Origin of the sequence: Methylocella sp. (assembly GCA_037200525.1) — a bacterium.
GTDB lineage: Bacteria > Pseudomonadota > Alphaproteobacteria > Rhizobiales > Beijerinckiaceae > Methylocapsa.
In genome coordinates, this window is sequence record JBBCGG010000001.1 from 3,361,631 (window position 1) to 3,380,148 (window position 18,518).

At 59.4% G+C, this 18,518-nt stretch carries 15 protein-coding genes and 4 pseudogenes; 12 read left to right on the forward strand and 7 right to left on the reverse strand.

Features of this window, described 5'->3' with window-relative positions; genetic code table 11:
* Window positions 1-143: 143 nt before the first annotated feature.
* Together WDN46_16500 and WDN46_16505 are read right to left on the reverse strand one after the other, a co-directional pair.
* A complete protein-coding gene (locus WDN46_16500; protein ID MEJ0094960.1) occupies window positions 144-899 on the reverse strand; it encodes an alpha/beta hydrolase in 756 nt (251 codons plus the stop codon).
* Window positions 900-1,513: 614 nt separating this feature from the next.
* On the reverse strand, window positions 1,514-2,839 hold the full coding sequence (locus WDN46_16505; GenBank protein ID MEJ0094961.1) for a nucleotide disphospho-sugar-binding domain-containing protein: 1,326 nt from the start codon (window positions 2,837-2,839) through the stop codon (window positions 1,514-1,516).
* Between the two features lie 397 nt (window positions 2,840-3,236).
* Between WDN46_16505 and WDN46_16510 the strand changes: the two genes are divergently transcribed.
* From WDN46_16510 to WDN46_16525, 4 genes and pseudogenes are all read left to right on the forward strand, one after another.
* The gene (locus tag WDN46_16510; protein MEJ0094962.1) at window positions 3,237-3,605 is read left to right on the forward strand and encodes a nuclear transport factor 2 family protein; all 369 of its coding nucleotides are present in this window, start codon (window positions 3,237-3,239) and stop codon (window positions 3,603-3,605) included.
* 678 nt (window positions 3,606-4,283) lie between these two features.
* Window positions 4,284-4,588: pseudogene (locus WDN46_16515) on the forward strand (NAD(P)-dependent oxidoreductase).
* Window positions 4,589-4,668: 80 nt separating this feature from the next.
* Window positions 4,669-5,130 (forward strand): DUF4126 family protein, encoded by a 462-nt coding sequence (locus tag WDN46_16520; GenBank protein ID MEJ0094963.1) that lies wholly within the window; start codon window positions 4,669-4,671, stop codon window positions 5,128-5,130.
* Window positions 5,127-6,500 carry an FAD-containing oxidoreductase gene (locus WDN46_16525; protein ID MEJ0094964.1) on the forward strand — a complete coding sequence of 458 codons (1,374 nt, stop codon included), beginning with the start codon at window positions 5,127-5,129 and terminating at the stop codon, window positions 6,498-6,500. The genes WDN46_16520 and WDN46_16525 overlap by 4 nt, the downstream gene beginning before the upstream one ends.
* 277 nt (window positions 6,501-6,777) lie before the next feature.
* On the opposite strand, the gene WDN46_16530 is transcribed toward WDN46_16525, so the two are convergent.
* Entirely contained in the window at window positions 6,778-8,181 is a 1,404-nt protein-coding gene (locus WDN46_16530) for an aldehyde dehydrogenase family protein (GenBank protein MEJ0094965.1), read from the reverse strand.
* An 874-nt stretch (window positions 8,182-9,055) separates the two neighbouring features.
* On the opposite strand from WDN46_16530, the gene WDN46_16535 reads away from it, so the two are divergent.
* The 4 genes and pseudogenes from WDN46_16535 (at window position 9,056) to WDN46_16550 (ending at window position 13,437) form a co-directional block, all read left to right on the forward strand.
* Entirely contained in the window at window positions 9,056-9,388 is a 333-nt protein-coding gene (locus WDN46_16535) for an alpha/beta hydrolase (GenBank protein MEJ0094966.1), read from the forward strand.
* An 87-nt stretch (window positions 9,389-9,475) separates the two neighbouring features.
* The gene (locus tag WDN46_16540) at window positions 9,476-10,423 is read left to right on the forward strand and encodes an AEC family transporter (GenBank protein ID MEJ0094967.1); all 948 of its coding nucleotides are present in this window, start codon (window positions 9,476-9,478) and stop codon (window positions 10,421-10,423) included.
* 56 nt (window positions 10,424-10,479) lie between these two features.
* A pseudogene (fumC, locus tag WDN46_16545) lies at window positions 10,480-11,885 on the forward strand (class II fumarate hydratase).
* Between the two features lie 13 nt (window positions 11,886-11,898).
* A complete protein-coding gene (locus tag WDN46_16550) occupies window positions 11,899-13,437 on the forward strand; it encodes a carbohydrate porin (protein ID MEJ0094968.1) in 1,539 nt (512 codons plus the stop codon).
* Between the two features lie 14 nt (window positions 13,438-13,451).
* Here the strand turns inward: WDN46_16550 and WDN46_16555 are convergent.
* Window positions 13,452-14,218 (reverse strand): annotated as a pseudogene (locus tag WDN46_16555) (IS5 family transposase).
* 134 nt (window positions 14,219-14,352) lie between these two features.
* Entirely contained in the window at window positions 14,353-15,243 is an 891-nt protein-coding gene (locus tag WDN46_16560) for an IS1 family transposase (protein ID MEJ0094969.1), read from the reverse strand.
* A 112-nt stretch (window positions 15,244-15,355) separates the two neighbouring features.
* Between WDN46_16560 and WDN46_16565 the strand changes: the two genes are divergently transcribed.
* Genes WDN46_16565 through WDN46_16575 form a run of 3 tightly spaced genes read left to right on the forward strand, consistent with a single transcriptional unit; the run spans window position 15,356 to window position 17,274 of the window.
* Complete coding sequence (locus WDN46_16565) at window positions 15,356-15,652, forward strand: type II toxin-antitoxin system RelE/ParE family toxin (protein ID MEJ0094970.1); 297 nt, start codon at window positions 15,356-15,358, stop codon at window positions 15,650-15,652.
* 11 nt (window positions 15,653-15,663) lie between these two features.
* Window positions 15,664-16,791, forward strand: a complete 1,128-nt coding sequence (locus WDN46_16570) for a HigA family addiction module antitoxin (protein MEJ0094971.1) — start codon at window positions 15,664-15,666, stop codon at window positions 16,789-16,791.
* A gap of 9 nt (window positions 16,792-16,800) precedes the next feature.
* Window positions 16,801-17,274 carry a hypothetical protein gene (locus WDN46_16575; protein ID MEJ0094972.1) on the forward strand — a complete coding sequence of 158 codons (474 nt, stop codon included), beginning with the start codon at window positions 16,801-16,803 and terminating at the stop codon, window positions 17,272-17,274.
* Here WDN46_16575 and WDN46_16580 read toward each other — a convergent pair.
* Both WDN46_16580 and WDN46_16585 read right to left on the reverse strand, forming a co-directional pair.
* The gene (locus WDN46_16580) at window positions 17,271-17,492 is read right to left on the reverse strand and encodes a histone H1 (GenBank protein MEJ0094973.1); all 222 of its coding nucleotides are present in this window, start codon (window positions 17,490-17,492) and stop codon (window positions 17,271-17,273) included. The two genes, WDN46_16575 and WDN46_16580, sit on opposite strands and share 4 nt — an antisense overlap.
* Window positions 17,489-17,749 (reverse strand): hypothetical protein, encoded by a 261-nt coding sequence (locus WDN46_16585; protein MEJ0094974.1) that lies wholly within the window; start codon window positions 17,747-17,749, stop codon window positions 17,489-17,491. Before WDN46_16585 ends, WDN46_16580 begins: the two co-directional genes overlap by 4 nt.
* Before the next feature lie 260 nt (window positions 17,750-18,009).
* On the opposite strand from WDN46_16585, the pseudogene WDN46_16590 reads away from it, so the two are divergent.
* A pseudogene (locus tag WDN46_16590) lies at window positions 18,010-18,371 on the forward strand (hypothetical protein).
* Window positions 18,372-18,518 lie beyond the last annotated feature (147 nt).

Consider the following 18,518-nt stretch of genomic DNA (forward strand, 5'->3'; position numbering starts at 1 on the left):
GTGAGTGTAACGTAGACCGGCTCCGGCCACGAGCGTACGACCAGTCCGCAGGTCATTGCGAAGATCTTGTTTCTGCTGGATGGCGCGAGCGAAGCTGCGCCGGACGACGGCCGGGTTCGGACCTCCCGTCATCCGGCCCGGGATCACTGCCCCTTGGCGGCCTCTTCAATGAGCGCAGCGACATCTTTGGGATGCGATACCGGAGACGCATGGCTCGACTGCAGCGTAACGGTCGTGGCTTTCATGCGATCGGCGAAGAAGGCTTCGGCCTGCGGCGGAATCATAAGATCGTTGGCCGAAATCGCGTAGTAGGTCGGCTTCAGATGCCAGGCGGCGACGGTGGCCTCGGCTCCGAAGGCGGCGCCGCTGATCGGCCGCTGCTTCTTGGCCAATTCGGCTCCTTCCGCGACCGCCGCGTCGCCGACGAAGACATGCGGGTAGACGGCGGGGTCAATGGACAGGAAGCCCTTGGCGTCCGGATGGACCGCTTTCAGACCTTCCGTCGGCGGTCCGTTGGCCGAAAGCGTTTGGACGCTTTCGCCCTTGTCCGGCGCGAAGGCCGCAACGTAGACAAGCGCCTTGACCTTGGGGCTGTCCCCGGTCTCTCCGATCACAACGCCACCCCAAGAATGACCGACCAAGACAGTTGCTCCCTTCTGGGCCCTCAGCGCCTTGCGAGTCGCGGCGACATCGGCATCGAGCGAAGTCATCGGAATATCGACTTCAGTGACCTTGAAGCCTTTTTTGCGTAGCAAATGGGCCACCTTGTCCCAGCTGGACTTGTCGGTAAAGGCGCCGGGCACGAGCACCACATTATGGGCGGTCGCGGCGGACGCGACGATGGGAGTTCCCATCGCCAAAACGGCGGCAAGGGCTGCGCCGACAGTAAGCATTTTCATCGGATTGTCCTCTCAACATAGCGAGCAAACCGCAAGATCGGAACATTTCCGATCAAAGCAACTTGAAGCAGAAAAGCGATTGCGGTTCTTTCAGAAGGTGCGCATTTCCATGTGGTTACACGCTCTGAACGGCGGGTTGATATGTTCAGTGGGGCAATTATTGGCCATGATCGAACTACTAGGCATCTCGCTAGAAGCGATCGCGTAGGTCTCACGTGTCGAAGCGATAGCCTCCCCTGCCCTTAGATCGATATCCCCGGCTAAGTTCCTTGGTTATCCATATTCGGGATTTCGGAAGTTGAATGTTATCCGTCGTTAGGCAGTGTTAGGAGGCGCTGGGTGGCGAAGGGCGCGAGCGAACGGATTAGCCCGCCGAAGAATGATCCGGCGAGGGGAGCCGCGCGAACCCTTCTAAATTTTTCCACCGCTGAGCTATTTCAAGAACAGCGAATGACGGCGGCGTTCGCGCCGCTGTTCGCGAATTGGGCGTAGACCCAAAGCGCACCGCTCGCGAGACAGGGCTCGATGACAATCAATCCGTTTCGCTGACGGCAGCGCGCGTCGAGCCGGCGCGTCAATTGGTCCGAGACATCGCTGAGAATGGGTCATTCGTCCTAAACGCGGAGGTTTGGCTCGGCGCCCCGATCATTTGGAACATGCGAGACCTCCGTCAGGATCCGCAGGATTTCGGAGCGGGTGTCGATGCTGCCGAATTCCTTAGCCATGGCCAAGGCCCGCGCGCGATAGTTCGGCTTGTCCAGTACCGCCCGGATCGCCTCGCGTAAGGCTTCTGACGTTGGCTCATTGGTCGCGAGATTAATGCCTACCCCGGACCAAGCGACGCGGACGTTCACGTCAATTTTGTCTTCGGTCAGCCCGGCGGTGACAAGGGGAACGCCAAAGCTCAGAGCCTGATTGACGCTGCCATAACCGCCGTTCGTTACAAATACATCAACCTTAGGCAGGATCCATTCGAACGGCAAATAGCTGGCCAAGCGTGCGTTGCTCGGGATAGGACCGGGGATGGCGTCGATGGGACGGCCGCCAGCGGTGATGACCACGAGCACATCAGGCTCATTCGCGAGCGCCGCAAGCGTTGGGGCCACCAATTGGTTAAAATTGTGATTTGAGAGGGTCCCCTGAGTTACGAGAACAACCTTGCGCGAGCCATCTAGCTCCTTTGCCCAGGGTGGCGGCGGGGCCTGATTTGGGATGATCGGCAGAGCCCCCACGAAATGCACGGAGGCTGGCAAATTCCGCCGTGGAAATTCAAAGCTCGGAACCGTCATTTGCAAATAGGCGTCCGGAAGAGCGACCATTGCATCGAAAAAATTCATCGGCAGTGGTTGGACGCCCAGGTCCGCCAGACATTTATTCAAGTAATGAGCGATCGGATCAAAGACCGCCTTTTCATGCTCATTGTAGACAGCGGCATATTCCTCGCGCTGCACGTCGCTGCTTGCAGGCGGCAAGCCGCCTAAATGCGGCGCTCCGTCGTCGCGGCGAGAGAGCAGAAGCGATACGCCACAAAAAACGATGGCGGGACGTTCCGAGCGCGGTCCAAGCAGCATCGGGAAAGCCCCGAAAAACCCATTGTCGGCGATGATGACGTCGGCTGGAAAGTTTCGCAAAACCTCCCGCAGGCCCGAGTGTTGCGCCCGTATGGGGTCGATGAATACGCGCTCCATATAGAAGCGCGACATTTCAGCCCCTGGAGATACGTTCTTAATCTCGGGAAACGCCGCAGCGATGTCGCGTAGATCAAGGTCCGCCTGCTCCGGAAAGGGCCGAAATTCCGCGCCTACTCCTTCAATGCGGCTGCGCATAACGCTGCTTGATAAGCCTATTACTTCGTGGCCCTCTTTGATCAACATATATCCGATGGCGAGCAGTGGATTGAGGTGCCCCATCAGGGGAGTTGAAGCAATGAGAGCTTTCATGCGGTCCTATCACTCCGATTGTTGAAAAATGCAGCGACCAACATGCCAACGTCCCCATGTCGGCATTATGTTCGCGCGACGCAAAGTTGCTGCATCCGTAATCTTTGGCGCGCTGCTCCGCGCCGGAAACGGATCCCGTTGCGCCTTCGTCGTAAAGAGTGGGCGCTGTTTCCAGCGCGACGACCCGACAGCTCGCGAGTATGACTTCGGTCATGTCATCCTTCAGGCGGCGCGGTCACGTTCCTATCGCACCGGCGTGTGCCGAAGGCGTAGCCAAGATTTCAAATAGTGACTATTTGTCCAACGGCGGTTAGACTTGCTTGCCGCCACAAGTCAATAAACAGACCGCATAGCATGAGCGCTATAAAAGGTCCGATCGCCGCAGGAGCCGCCTAAAATGTCGACGCGCACGCCACAGCAGATTTTTCAGCACCACGCCCAATCGCTCGTTGCCGGCGACCTCGAGGGCATCGTGTCCGATTACGGCGACGATGCCGAGTTCATTTCAGCAGGTGGGATCAAGCGGGGCAAGGCTGGCGTTCGCGAGGCCTTTGCCAGACTGCTCGCCGATCTGCCGAAGGCCAGCTGGGAGCTGCCGACCGAACTCTATGGGGAAGACTCCCTTTTTCTTGAGTGGAAAGCTTGCTCGGACAAGACCTATGCCGACGACGGCGTCGATACTTTTGTCTTTCGGGACGGTTTCATTCGGCTACAGACCGTGCGCTACACGCTTAAGAAGGTGCCGCTCGCCGCGTGTCCTGTATAAAGTACAGTCCCGAGCAATAGCGGTGATCGAGCGCTTGGCAATCAAGTCTCGCGCCAGCGTCGGGCGCTTTTCATTGCGGTGGCGTACCGGTGAGCGACCTGCCAGAGTCGGAACGTTCGCAGAAGCTCGAACGGGACTTCCCAGCGATTGTCTCCAACGCCTCGACGCTGCAACGTTGCGTGGGTCGCTCATGGGGAGCCTTCAGAGCGCGCAATGGGCGGGTCGAAAGCCCCCCGGGCCACCCCCAGAGCTGTTCCCCTCATTGGTCCAACTCCGCAACGCGTGGATATTTCAGAGCAGAACGGATGCAATCTTTTTGGCTGCCCCCAAGGGCTTCCTGCATCCGACGCCACGCGGCTAATCTGCGCCATCGCGTTTGGGAAGATCACCGGTAGGGGTGCGAGATTGCCCGCCAAGTCCACCGCCTCGCAAGAGGCATAAGGGTTTTGCGTTATAGACGCAGACTCACGATTCGAGTAGTCCCCGCACGGGTACAGGCTAACCGTCGCCTGACTGCGTCTGTGGCCGTTGGAGCGGGAGCTTCGGCTGATCTATCCGTAAAAATAAACGCCTGAGGAGCCGAGTTATGGCAAAGATTGTTTGCGTGCTTTTCCCCGACGCCAAGTAAAGGGCATCCTACCAGTTAAGCCCGTGACAGCATCCCGACCATTTCCCGCTATTCCAGACACCAACGCCTTGGTGGATGCGCTGAAGAGCAGTCAACTCGCCGGCTATGCGGGTGATGTCTGGTATCCGCAGCCTGCGTCCGCAAGTCATCCTTGGCGCACCATGCCGCACAACGGCATGACGCCACACACGTCCGGCGCAAGTCTCTCCGCACAGACGCGCTATGCCGCCGGTACCGCGAGATTCTCGAAAGCTTCTTCGCCGGCAAGCCGATTCGCGATGAATACTTGATGGTCGAGGGTGGCAAGTTCGCTGGCAGGGGCGCACATTCATATGCTCCTGGAGCCAAGCCGTAGCGTCGCTGGGAGCGGCCGAATTTGGCCGCGCCCTTCTATCCCACATAGGGCACAGGTAGCCCGCCCATCGGAGGTGAATTATGGCTCTTTATCTTGTCGCATTGCTCATCGGCATCATCGCTGGACTGCGAGCGGTGACCGCCCCTGCCGCTGTCAGCTGGGCGGCTCATCTTGGCTGGCTGAATCTGTCGAATACGCCGTTAGCCTTCCTGGGCGCCGCGATCACGCCGATTATCTTCACGGTGCTCGCGATCGCCGAACTGGCGACCGACAAACTGCCGAACACGCCGAGCCGGAAGGCGCCGATGCAGTTCGGAGCCCGTCTGGTGAGCGGCGCGTTCTGCGGGGCGGCCGTCGGGCTGGCGGGCGACGCTTGGGTTGGTGGGCTCGTGGCCGGCTTGATCGGAGCAGCCGTAGGCACGTTGGGCGGAGCCGAGGCGCGGTCTCGCCTGGCAGGAGCGATCGGGCGGGATCTCCCCGCCGCCTTGATCGAAGATATCGTCGCCGTCGGGGGCGCCGCTCTGGTGATGCTGCTGTTGTGAGCGGGACCTACGACGCCATCGTCATCGGTGCGGGCCAGGCCGGGCCGCCTCTGGCCGGGCGCTTGACCGCGGCGGGCATGACCGTGGCCCTGATCGAGCGCAAGCTGTTCGGCGGCACCTGCGTCAACACGGGCTGCACGCCGACCAAGGCGCTGGCGGCGAGCGCCTATGCCGCGCATCTGGCGCGCCGTGCGACGGAGTTCGGCGTGACGATCGGTGCTCCGGTCGCCGTGGACATGCCAGCGGTGAAGGCGCGCAAAGACCGAGTCTCCGGCACGGCGCGCAAGAACATCGAGACGTGGCTGAGGGGCATGGCCGGTTGCACCGTTTACGAAGGTCACGCCCGGTTCGAATCGCCGCGCACGGTCCGCGTCGGCGAAAACCTGATGACCACCGACCGCATCTTCATCAATGTGGGCGGCCGCGCATACATCCCAACCATGCCCGGCGTTGATCGAGTCCGTTGTTTGACGAACGCCTCCATCCTCGAATTGGACGTCCTGCCGCGCCACCTCGTTGTGATTGGCGGCAGCTATATCGGGCTGGAATTCGCGCAAATGTATCGCCGCTTCGGCAGCGAAGTGACGGTCGTCGAGAAGGCGCCGCGCCTGATCCAGCACGAGGACGAGGATGTGTCCGCCGCGGTCAAGGACATTCTCGAGCGGGAGGGGATCGCGATCCGCCTCGACGCCGAGTGCATCCGCTTTGAACCGCGCGGCGAGGATATTGCCGTCCGCGTCGATTGTACGCTCGGCGCGCCCGAGATCCTGGGGTCCCATGTTCTGCTGGCGGTTGGACGCCGTCCCAACACCGACGATCTCGGCCTGGACAAGGCGGGAGTCGCCGTGAGCGCGCAGGGCTTCGTCGTGGTGGACGATGCGTTGCGCACAACGGCGCCGGGCATCTGGGCGCTGGGCGACTGCAACGGTCGCGGGGCGTTCACCCACACCGCCTATAACGATTTCGAGATCGTGGCCGCAAACCTTCTCGATGGCGAAGCGCGTCGCGTGAGCGACCGGATCACCGGCTACGCGCTCTACATCGATCCGCCGCTCGGGCGGGTGGGTCTCACCGAAGGGGCGGCGCGCCGATCGGGGCGGCCGATTCGCGTCGGCATGCGCCCGATGACGCGGGTCGGGCGCGCGGTCGAGAAAAGCGAGACGCAAGGGTTCATGAAAATCGTCGTCGATGCGCAGACCGAGCAAATCCTTGGTGCGTCGATTCTGGGCACAGGCGGCGACGAGGCCATCCACGGCGTGCTGGACATGATGAACGCCAAAGCGCCCTACACCGTCCTGCAACGCGCCGTCCCGATCCATCCGACCGTGTCGGAACTGATCCCGACAATGCTGGGGGAGCTCCGGCCGTAGGTCTGCAACCGTCAGAGGACAGTGGGGAAGCCGCCGACTTCCTTTCGCAACCCCATAGCATCGTTGCAATGTCGCTGGCGCGGGCCGGTTCACAATTCCATGAGTCAGGCCGCTGCAAACCAGGATTTTCGGAATTACGTCGTTAAGCGGGTGTGGCTTTGGCGGGGCGCTGAATGGGCCCCGGCCACCGCGATGCAGCGGGATACATCCGAATTGGTGGACGCATAGGCAATCAGCAAAAGCGGCTGACCCCGCCCAATCCAGCTGGTCGAAGGCGTCACTTCGCCATGTTGATGATCTTCGCCTGGGTGAACTCCTCAAGTCCTTCTTGCCCAAGCTCCGCGCCGAAGCCAGATTGCTTGGCGCCGCCCCTCGGGACGTCGGGTGAAATGGCCATGTGCTGGTTAATCCAGACCATTCCGGAATTGATCTTCGAGGCCACCTCGAACGCCCTATCGGAATCTTTCGACCATACGGTGCCGCCAAGCCCGTAGTCAGTGTCGTTGGCGCGTGCGATGGCATCATTGATTTCAGAATAACGTAGTACCGGCAGCACAGGGCCGAATTGCTCCTCCCTTACCAGTCGTGCGTCGTCGGAGATGTCCCTGACAATGGTCGGCTGGATGAAATAGCCCTTGCGGTCGAGCGCTTCGCCTCCCGCGACGATCGTCCCGTTCTGCTTCGCGTCTTCGAGAAAGCCCTTGATCTTTTCGAACTGGGCTTTGTTCTGCAGCGGCCCCATCTGCGTGCCCTGCTTCAGCCCGTCATCGACCACGGCTTCCCGCGCGAGCTGACCGAGCTCTTCGCAAATCTCGTCATATTGCGAGTCATGGACGTACAGTCGCTTGATCGCGAGACAGACCTGCCCAGCATTGAGCATAGCGCCGGCATAGACTTTGGACGCCACGTCTTTCACATCGACGTCGTCGAGAACAATAGCGGCGTCGTTGCCGCCAAGTTCGAGCGTCAGCCGCTTCAACGTGCCCGCGGCGTTCTCCATCACCTTCTTGCCTGTCGCCGTGGAGCCGGTGAAGGCGACCTTGGCGACGTCGGGATGGCTGGTTAGCGCGCCGCCCAGATCATTCGCATCGACGATAATATTCATCACGCCAGGCGGCAGAATTTTGGCGCAGATCTCGCCGAATTTGAGCGTCGTAAGCGGCGTCGTGGGCGCGGGCTTCGCCACGACGGTGTTGCCGGCCAGCAGCGCCGGCGCCACCTTTACGATCAGAAGAAGCATTGGGAGATTCCATGGAGTAATGGCGGCGACGACCCCCAGCGGCGACCGCTGCTGCACCACTTTTTGCGTTGCGTCCTCCTTGAGCACTTTCAAGGGGAGATCGAGCGACGCGAAGTACCGGATCAGGGCGATCGATCCGGCGATTTCGTACAGCGCCTGCGGCAACGGCTTGCCTTGTTCTTCTGTGAGAAGTCTGGCGAAGTCGCCTTGCTGCGTTTCGAGGGCGTCGGCCAGGGCGGCTAACAGCGCTCCCCGCTCCCGGATCGGCTTCGCCGCCCATGCAGGGAAGGCCGCTTTCGCGGCCGACACGGCCTGATCGAGCTGCGCCCGGTCGGCGCGTGGGGCGAGCGCCAACACTTCCCCCGTCGCGGGATTGATGACATCCAAGGTCGTGAAGCCTGATGTCAGCCGTCCGCCGATCAATAACTTAAATTCGTTCATCTTATAATCCTCGATGCTTCCCTTCGCCGGACCGCGTCAAGCGAAGTTTCTTCCGATAGAAGGCAGTTGGAGATTGATGTGGAAAGGTGTTCAAAACGGCGGAAAGCGGATGCGCGGCTAGCGTGATGGCGCCGCGCGTCCTACCGAATGGAACAGCAAGACAATGCAATCGACATGGCCGCGGCAATTCCTATGTCACCTCGCGTAAACCGGCGCCCCTTGAACATCTGAAGCCTGCGAGACCTGTTCGAGAATCCGGAGTATTTCGGACCGCGTGTCGATACGGCTGAACTCTTTGGCCATCTCCATCGCGCGCGAATGATAATTAGGCTTGTCCAGCACATCCCGGATCGCCAGCGCTAAGGAAAGCGAAGCGGCCGTCTTTGGGCCTGCAGGCCGTCATCTCAACAACCTTTTGGCGCCTTGGGGGTCGGACCGGTTTCGATGAATCTTTACGAGGGGGATTGAGATGGCCCAGTGCGGGGATGGAAGCGAGGAGAACTTTCAGCCGCCCAGTTGACAGCGGCAGTCACCGCTCGCAGTCCAGCGATGATGCCGGTGAGTAATGCGACAACATAAAGAGCCATGGTGCATCTCCGATGGGCGGCCTCGGTTAGCCTGTACCCGTGCGGGGACTACTCGCATGGTGAGTCTGCGTCTATAATGCAAAACTCTTATGCCGCTTGCGAGGCGGTTGGCGGACGCCACGAGAGCCCGTCAGGTTCCGTGGGCGCTCTACGCGCCGGCCGGCTGCTCGCTCATCCGAGCGGCCTTGGTAACAGGGCTTTGCACTGCCTTATGCCTTGTAACACTCGATCCGATCGCCGTCATGTCATCGTCCGCGATGTTTTCTTAAGAGCGCTTGGAGGATGACATGACCGAACCCTCGCCCGCGAACCGTGACGGCTCCACGCGGGAAACCGCGCCCACCCGTTACGTCAAAGGCGGCGGGATCCGCTTCACTTATCGCCAGCCTAAGCCATCGACTGGAACGCCGCTGATTCTGCCGCGGCGTTTCTCGGGCAATATCGATGCGCGGGACCCCGCCGTCGTGAACGCCCTCGCCGCCGATCGCCGGGTGATCGCTTTCGACAACGCCGGCGTCGGCCGCTCGACCGGCCAAACCCCCGACGCCGTCGCGGCTATGGCCCGCGCCGTAGTCACTTTCATCAAGCTGCTCGGCCTCTCCAAGGTCGACGGCGGCTGACGAGTTACTGGCTTCAGATGACCTCAATTGATATCGCTTTAACACGGCGGCCGCCACTCTGCGCCGTCGCGAGGGGAGTTTCTTGTCATGACGCAGACCATCCTGGCGGCGTTGCTTCCCGTCATTTTCGTAGTCGCTCTCGGACTATTGGCGGCTCATCTCGGCATCATCGACAAGAAGTCGGCGCCTGTCTTCGCCGACTTCGTGGTACGCTTCGCTCTACCGCTCGCGCTTCTCGGAGGTGTCCTAAAGATCTCTCCCGTCACAATCGAGAACGGCCCCTATCTTATTTCGATGGTCGTCGGCTTAATGGCGCCTTACGCCGTCGCGTTCGGCATCGGCAAGGCGATCTTCCGCCGCAGTTTGAGCGAAAGCGCTCTGCAGGCGCTGGTCTGCGCCTTCCCCAGCATGGCGTATTCAGGGCTGCCGGTGCTGGAGGCCGTGGTAGGTCCTCCGGGACTGCTGGCGGTCGTGGTGGGTAATTTGGTCACCAGCGTAATCATGATCCCGCTGACTCTGGTCCTCGTTCAAATCGGGCTCGGCGCAGGGAAGGCGGAACAGAACGTAGGGCCTCTCATCGCCAGGAGCCTAATTGATGCGGTGAAGCAACCCGTCGTCTGGCTGCCGATTTCAGGCGCCGTCCTGGCGCTCGGCGGAGTCCATCTTCCACAGGTGCTGGAGCTTTCGTTCGACCTCATCGGCAAGGCCGCCGCTGGCGTCGCCCTGTTCACCTTGGGACTTATCCTCTACGGCCAGCGGCTGCGTCTGGATCGCGACATCGCGTTCAACGCTCTGCTGAAGAATATCGGGCAGCCGGCAGCCATGTTCGGATTAACGTTGCTGCTTGGAATCCATGGCGCGCCGGCCCGCGAGCTGTTTCTAACCGGCGCGATCCCAACCGCGACGGCGGCATCCATGCTCGCGCTGCGCTACCGGTCTTACGCGGACGAGGCCGCCGCCTCCACACTCGTGAGCACAGTCGGATCGGTTGTGACCATAACTGTCGCAATCATCCTCGCGGAGCATCTCCTGTGAGGCACACGGGACGCTTTTCCATTTGCAAGATGATCCTATGAATCAGGAGAATGACCATGACTGACTTTCGCACCGAAACCGATAGCCTCGGTGAGGTTCGCGTGCCTGCCGACAAGCTCTGGGGCGCGCAGACCCAGCGGTCGCTGGAGCATTTCAGCATCGGCAAGGATCTGATGCCTCGGGAAATGATCGGCGCATACGCGATCTTGAAGAAGGCGGCGGCTAACGCCAACCATGCCGGCAAGAGGCTCGACGATCGCGCCCATAGTCTGATCGTCGAGGTTTGCGACGAGATTCTAGCCGGCCAGCATCAGGACATGTTCCCGCTGCACGTGTGGATGACCGGCAGCGGCACGCAGTTCAACATGAATGTGAACGAGGTGATATCCAATCGCTGCAGCCAGCTCGCCGGCGCGCCGCTTGGCGGCAAGACTCCGGTTCATCCAAACGATCACGTCAACATGTCGCAATCGTCGAACGACACGTTTCCCTCCGCGATGTATATGGCCGCCGCGATCAATGTCACGCAGCGCCTGATCCCCGCGGTGAAGGCCCTGCGCGACGCCATTGCGGCGAAGGCCGCGGATTGGGCCGATATCTCAAGATCGGCCGCACTCATATGCAGGATGCAACGCCGATCACGCTCGGACAGGAATGGTCTGGCTATGCGGCCATGCTCGCGGACGATCTGGAGCGCATCGACGACGCGCTGAAAGGCGTCTACCGCCTGGCGCTAGGCGGTACGGCCGTCGGCACCGGCATCAACGCGGCGCCGGGATTTGCCGAAGCGGCCGCCGCCGAAATCGCCAGACTGACGAGCCTGCCTTTCGTCACCGCGCCGAATAAGTTCGCCGTGCAGGGCGCCCATGATGCTTTGGTGCAGCTCTCAGGCACGCTCCGCACCTTGGCGGCATCGCTCTATAAGATCGGCAACGATATCCGGCTGATGTCCTGCGGCCCTCGCGCAGGCTTCGCCGAACTGCTGATTCCGGAGAATGAGCCAGGCTCCTCGATCATGCCGGGCAAAGTCAATCCGACGCAAGCCGAAGCGCTGACGATGATCGCGGCGCAGGTGATGGCGAATGACGTGGCGGTCGGGTTCGGCGGGGCCGGCGGCTATCTGGAGATGAACGTCTATAAGCCGCTGATGATCTATAACATCGCTCATTCAATCACGATCATGACCGATGGATGCGTGAATTTCCGCAAATATCTGGTTGAGGGAACAAAGCCGAATCTCAAGAAGATCAAGGAGTATGTGGACCGCTCGTTGATGCTGGTGACGGCGCTGGCGCCAGTGATCGGCTACGACAAGGCCTCGAAAATCGCGCATTACGCGATGGACAATGACCTCACGCTAAAAGCTGCGGCTCTAAAACTCGGATTCGTCACTGAAGAGGAATTCGACCGCGTGGTCGACCCGGTGAAGATGGTCAAACCCTACGTCGCAACCAATGGGTAGAGGCAGACGATAGATGCGCGGGCGCCCGCTGACCGATACCAGCCGACGCGGCTCCCTGTATCCGATGGGGTTGCAACATTTTGCTGCAGCTCTGGGGCGCCATGCGCTGGCCGCGGCGCGCGTGCGGTCATCGTTTCTGGCAGTATTGGCGATGGTTGGCGCGGTCGCGTTCCCGGCTTTCGCCGCATGCGCGCAGGAACGGTCGCAGGAGACGCCGGCACCGGCACCGCAGTTCGTTAACGGCCCAGGGCCCAGCCAACCGACGGCCTCTTCGGGAATCGGCCCTCTGTTTCAGGCGCCTTTTGGCAGGGATCATCTGCTGGGAGATTGGGGCGGCTTGCGGACATCGCTATTAAGCTACGGCGTCAATGTCGAGTTTGATTACCTAACGGAATCGGCAGGCAATCCGTTGGGCGGCCGTCGACAGGGGATTGAATCGGCCGGACAGATCGGGCTGGAAATTGATCTCGACTTTGCGAAAATCACTGGTTGGCAGGGTTTTGCCAACCACATGATGATCGTGCAGCGCAACGGCCGAAATCTGAGCGCGGACGACATCGGCGATAACATCGCGACGGCGCAGGAGATCTTCGGCGGCGGCGGCAATGTTCTCGCTCACTTGGTGTACGCTTACGGCGAGCAGGAGCTGGCTGACGGCCGCATCGATATTGCAGCAGGGCGGCTGCCCATTTTAACATATTTCGCCGCCTCGCCGCTGAACTGCTATTTCATGAACGTCATAGCCTGCGGCAATGCGCAGCCATTGGCGGAGTATCCGGGAATAACGGAATGGCCAGCAGCAAACTGGGGCGGCCAGATCAGGGCGCTGCCAACCCTCAGCACCTATGTCATGGCGGGCTTGTTCGAGGTGAATCCGAATAATGGCGGCATATCGGGCTGGTCATGGGGAGAGCCGGGCGCGACCGGTGTCAGCGTACCGATCGAGGTGGGCTGGGAGCCGAGATTTAGCGACGACAACCTTGTGGGTCACTACAAAATCGGCTTTGACGAGGACACCTCGCCCTATCCCAATCTTTTGAATGACGCGGCCGGCCATCCCGCTTTGATTAGCGGCAATGCCGCGGCGCAAGCATCCGGACGGCGGCAGTACTACGTCCTGCTTGACCAAATGCTGGCGCGGACCGGTCCCAGCGATACCGACGGCCTCATTCTACTGGGCGGCTACATCCACGCCGATAGCGCGACATCCGCCCTGTCAGACCATGCCTACCTTGGCTTGCTAACTAGCGCAGGTCTTCTTGGTCGCCCGGAAGATTCCTTTGGCATAAAGTTCGATTATTTAAAAATGAGCGCCGCGCTGACGCAGGCGCAGGAACTCGAACAGGAGCTTGGTTTGCCGCTCAGCAACGGGGGGCTCGGGCCCGCCTTCGGCATACAGACGCACGAAGAGGTCTTGGAGGCCGCCTACACGGCCCGCGTTTATCCCGGGGTCACCATAATGCCCGACATTCAATACATTATGCAACCAGGCGCCACGACGACCTTTCGCAACGCGCTCGTGTTGGGGATTCGCACCAACGTGCGGTTCTAGGCAGTAGTGACGAATTACCTGAGCATGATAGCAATAGCGGCGAGCAATACGAAGCCTCGGTAGTTTGCGAGGAGCTTGTCGTATCGGGTTGCGACGCGCCGGAACTGCTTCAGTTTATTGAAGAAACGCTCGACGAGATTGCGCTCCTTGTAGAGCGCCTTGTCGTAGGGGAGCGGCGCGCGGCGATTGGATTTTGATGGGATCACCGGCTCAGCCTCACGCATAAGAACAGCCTTGCGCAAGTGATTGGCGTCATAACCTTTATCGGCGATGATCGCATCGGCCGCAAAGCCTTCGATCAGGGCGTGCGCTTTTGTGATGTCGTTGCGCTGCCCAGGTCCGAGAAGGAGCCGAACGGGGTTGCCGAGTGCGTCTGTCGCGGCGTGGATTTTGGTGCTCAAACCACCGCGAGAGCGGCCCAGGCCTTGGGCATCCGCCCCCCTTTGGCGATCCTTGCGCCGGCCGCGTGCTGATGGGCGCGCACGATTGTTGAGTCGATCATCAGCCATTCGAGATCGGCCTCGGCGGTGAATGCCTCAAGAAATCCGTCCAAGGCGCCGCGCTCGATCCAGCGATAGTAGCGGCGTTTCACCGCCTGATGGTCGCCGAAGCGTTCGGGCAGATCGCGCCAGCGGCCGCCCGAGCGGGCCATCCATAACAGCGCGTCGACGAAGCGTCGATTGTCGCAGCGCGGCCCGCGCTGGCCGGCTCTTCCGCCTGGCACAAGATCACAAAGCCGCTCCCATTGATCGTCTCGCAGCGCATCGACATCCCGAATCATCAAGGCTGATCTCCAAAAATCAGCCTTGAATCATGGAAAGATCCTCGCGAGAATCCCCCAAACGCCGAATTCGTCACCACGGCCTAGCCACGATGTAAAAAGTTTGTCCAGTGCCCTCGGCAATGGGTAGTGGGTCAGTTTGAAATTTCTTCAACCGACTTTTTGTAAGGGCCGCGTTTCGCGGGGTTTTCCTCGGCGGCTTCGACAAGCGCGACAATATCGCCGATCTCCCAAAGCCGGTCAGATATGCCAGCGGCCATAGCTGGCGTCATGCGCAGCTTCGAATGGATGCGGACGAAATTATAATACATCATGTGAAGCGCAACGGCGTAGGCGTGGTTTTCGATCTTCTTTGAGAAGCCATTAGTCAGCCGAGTAAAGCGGCGCATGTGCATCCGCACCGTTAGATTACTGCGCTCGACGTAGGACGTTGAAACATGCTCGAAGTCAGGATTGCCTTCGATCCGCTCCTTACGTGCACCAGTGCATTCAGCGGGGCTGTAACGGCCCTTAGCGCTTTCAGGCGACGCGCCATAGATCTTCACGAGCTGTGCATAGTCCACATCGGCCCCAAAGGCTCCTTCGACGGCTTCAAGGTAGGCCTTGTGGCCGTCGCTCGTAAGCTGGACGCGATTGGCGAGACGCGAGCGTAGATCGTCCATGAACCACATAGCGCATTCGCCGTCGCGACCGCCGACGAAATAGGAGACGATTAGCTTCGTGTCTGCCTCGATTGCAGTCCATGTCCAGGTGTCACCAGAGCCGCTCGGCGCGGCCTTCGCCGCCGCCACATTCTTTTGCTTGGCGTAGGTAAATGACCAAATCTCATCGACCTGAACGCGCTTGGCCTTCACGTCCCGAACTTCAGCGTCATGGTACGCCATGCACGCCTTGCCGGCATCGATAAGTAGCTTCGTGACCGTGTTCTTGCTGGCGCCCGTGAGGCGGGTGGCGGCACGGATCGATTGGCCTTCACAGAGAAGATGAAGGATGCGAGCGCGGTCATTGGAGGTAAGGCGGTTCATAAATGTATGGTGGCGCTTTTGCCATCATAAGTCAAGCATTAAGGGTCAGTTTAACGCGTGGCGTTCAGTCGATGATTGACGGTGCGGAGAGAATGCTATATGTTGATTCTTCATGAAGGTCGAGTTTACCGATGATGATTTGGCGCAGATATGCACAGACCAAGCTTACCGGCTTGGTCTGCCTGTCGCCGTTATCCGGTCCGCTCGGAATAGGCTCATCCAATTAGAGGCGGCGCGCGACGAACGCGACCTGAGGAACTTGAAAGGCTTGCATTACAAGAAGGGGAAAGGTGAACGGGCGAATGAGCGGTCGGTACGCATCAACGACCAATATCGCATCGTCTTTGTTCTTTCGGAGGAGGAGAACCCTCCAATCATCCGCATCATCAAAATTGGCGACACACACTGAGGAGGATCGGCATGGCGATGGCATCTTGTCTGACTGACGTTCCTCATCCCGGTGAGTTTATCCGAGATGAATTGGAGGCGCGTGGTTGGTCTCAAAGAGATTTGGCCTACATTTTGGGAGTGGCCGAGCAGGCTGTGAACGTGATCGTGTCCGGCAAGCGAGGAATTAGCCCTGAGATGGCGAAAGCGCTTGGCGTGGCATTTGACGTGTCTGCGGAGTATTTCGCCAATCTTCAAAAGATGTACGAAATGGCGAAAGCAAGGGCGCCCGATCCTGGGATTTCGCGTCGCGCGACGCTTCAAAGCGTCTTCCCGGTCCGGGAAATGATTAAGCGCGAATGGTTGGCGGATACGGACATTCCGCTTCTGGAACTGCAAATGATGCGGTTCTTCCGCAAAAATAGTCTCGATGAGATTCCTTATCTTGCTCACGCGGCTAAGAAGGCCGATTACGCGGAGACAACTCCGTCTCAACTTGCGTGGCTATTTCGCGTTCGTCAGATGGCGAGCGAGATGGTAGTGACGCACTACTCCGAGAGCGCGCTTCGGTCATTCATAGCAAATATGCCGATCTTCATGGTTGATCCAGAGGAAATTAGGCATATCCCAAAGGTCCTATCGGAGTGCGGGATTCGATATGTAATAGTCGAAACGTTGCCCAAGGCGAATATAGATGGAGTGTGCTTCTGGCTTGACGATAGCTCTCCAGTCATCGGGATGACGATTCGGCATGATCGAATTGATAACTTCTGGTTCGTGCTGAGACATGAAATTGAGCATGTCCTGAACAGAGATGGCAAAGGCGAACTCTCTGCCGAGACGGTCGATTTGGACCTTGAAGTTGATAATGGTGATCTCCCGCCAGAAGAATTGAAGGCCAACAAGGCGGCGGCTAATTGCTGTGTACCGATCGATGAACTTGAGAACTTCTATATTCGGAAGTTTCCCTATATTTCGGAGAAGGACTTGCTTGGTTTCTCAAAGAGAGTGCAGCGGCACCCGGGGATCGTCGTCGGGCAATTGCAACGGAAGATGAAAAGATACGACTGGTTATCTAAATACAAGACCAAAGTCCGTCATTTCGTGGTCAGCGCCGCGAACGTGGATGGATGGGGCGTTGCCGCCCAAGCTTCTTTGTGAGGTTCCACTATGGCCGCGTACAAAGAAAATCTCCAGCACATTTGGCATGCATATGAGCGGGAACACGGTGCTGTACCCGCAACGTTGCGGGATGCAGTACAGTGGGGCGTCCGGGAAGGCTTGATCGCCCTCCCGGAAACAGATCCTTATGCCAAATTGGCTGAGGACATGGCAACGGCTTTGCGGGAGGAGTATGCGACCGATGCAAAAGGTCGCCGCTATCGCGTAAACCATGCTGTAAGAGTGACTAAAGCTGGCGTTCAGTTCACCTTCTGGGCGATGATGAAAGACGCCCCCAGACAGCACATGCAAAAGGCATTCATACAACGGCGAGAGCAGATCGTGGGCGACTGCGTCCAGTTATCCACGGACGTAGACGCATATAACGACATGAACTCTGAACAGTCGCCAATCCCGATGCTCTTTGATTTCCGAGATGACGTTGAAGAACGTCGGAATCAGGGCGATAAGGACGCAGCCTAGTTCTTCTTCCAACGAGCCTCAGCGGCAACGCGCGCGATCTCCGAGCGCTGCGCGGGCGTCAAGACGCGCGCCCGTGCTGGTCCGCCCGCTGTGCCGCCTTTACTTGCTCGGGTTTGCTCCGGACTATCTTCTATAGCCTCAGCTTCGCCTGTTGCAGCGTCGATAACGAACTTGGCGAGCTGGCTCGGGTCGCGGGGACGCTTCGGCGTTTTGGTCATTTTGCTACTGCCGAAACGTTGCAGCCTGCGCAGAAAAGATCGACGCTACCTACAGGGCTTTTCTGCTCCACAACCAGGAAGCCCTCCGGCAGATGGTCAACCTTCGTGTCCTGACTGCCAAAGGCGTAGGAATAACCGTCCTCCTCGGAAAGACGCGCTATGCCTTCGCGGCCGCATTGCGGGCATTTCAAATTTGCGGGGAAGCGATCGCGTGCTGTCATACCGGGAATATGGCACATGCCCGGCGCTGTTTCCATGCCCTGTCAATCTCAGCAAATTTCAAACTGACCCACTACCCGGCAATGCTTTCTCAACGTCGTCATCTGTGGCCCGGCAATAGCCATGCGGACCTACCGCTACTTTGGCGGATTAACGGATTGGTTACCTTGATTGGCGAGGCTTCGCGCTCTCATGGGAGCGCGAGCGATGGCGAATTGGGATGCGGCGCTGACGGACACTGGCTAAAGCCGTTTGTTGAGAAACTTGGCCACGAGAAGCGGCGACAGATGTGCCCGTTGTCTGCGAGCAGGCCCATCGGCAGATGAAGGAAGAACTCGGCCTCGATCACTTCGAAGGGCGATCATGGCGGGGCAGCACCGGCACGCGCTCTTGACCATGATCGCCTAAGCCTTCCTGCAACAGCAGCGCCTCAAGCAGGCGAAACGGAAAGAAAACAATCCATCCCGGGCGGCCGCAGCCGACCTTGCCAGCTGTTCGACGCGCCGTCATCAAGGCGCTATCCAGCAAGCAAGCCTTCCAACGATGTCCCCACTGCCGAGTGCGCACCAAGGTTCACTGGAAATAATTCTGCCAAGTCGTGCTAGCGATTCTTCCAGTGCGACTCGGCGGCGTTTTTTAGCAATCTGCGTTCTGGCGTAAGTGACTTAGCCCGCGCCGCGCGGCCCTTCTTGCAAGGGCTCTCGCGGCCGGGCCTTTGCCGTCGTCTTCGATAATTTCTTCAATCTCACCAGTCGCGAATCTTGGCGACCATAATAGCTTTGCCGATTACGTTGGCGGGGCGCTTTT